The organism is Streptomyces sp. AC627_RSS907 (genome assembly GCF_019049165.1).
Genome location: NZ_JAGMUE010001336.1, coordinates 1 through 682, shown reverse-complemented (window position 1 = coordinate 682; position 682 = coordinate 1). Strand labels below are relative to the sequence as shown.

Below are 682 nucleotides of genomic sequence, written 5' to 3'. Positions count from 1 at the left end.
GACTACAAGTGGGCGGTCACCGCCGAGGGCAAGCCCAGCGTCACCCACTACGACCTCATCGAGGCGTTCCGCTCCGCGAGCCTGCTGGACATCAAGCTGGAGACGGGGCGTACGCACCAGATCCGGGTGCACATGGCCGCCCACCGCCACCCGTGCGCCGGCGACCTCACCTACGGCGCCGACCCGACGCTGGCCAAGCGACTCGGGCTGACGCGGCAGTGGCTGCACGCCATGCGGCTGGGGTTCGAGCACCCGGCGGACGGGCGCTGGGTCGAGTTCGAGAGCGGCTACCCCGACGACCTCCAGCAGGCCCTGGACCGGGTGCGGGCCGACAGCGCCTGACCCACCGCGCCCCGAGGCTGCCGCACCACCCCACCGTCGTACGCCGCGCCCCGCCGGCCCTTCGCGCGCCCGCGCCGTGACCAGCCCGGCCCCGGCGGCTCACCCGGCCGGCCGAGCCGCCGGGTCCGGGTCATCCGCTGGGCGCGTCACGGCCGGGGCCGCGCGTACCCGAGCCGCCCCGCGTACCCGCCCCGCGTGCGCCGTGCGCCGCGCGCGGGTGCCGTGGGTGCCTCGGCGTCGTGCCGGGGCGCGGTGTCGGGTGTGCCGGGTGACCGGGCCCGGAGCGAGCGCGGCGGGTGGCGTGCGGAAATGGCACGCTGGAAGCCGTGATCACCTGACC

The 682-nt window shown here is 77.0% G+C and carries 1 protein-coding gene; it reads left to right on the top strand.

Annotated features, from left to right (window positions below; translation table 11 throughout):
• On the top strand, window positions 1–342 hold a 342-nt coding region (locus KUM32_RS41790; protein WP_254406812.1), incomplete at its 5' end, for an RluA family pseudouridine synthase.
• Between the last annotated feature and the right edge of the window lie 340 nt (window positions 343–682).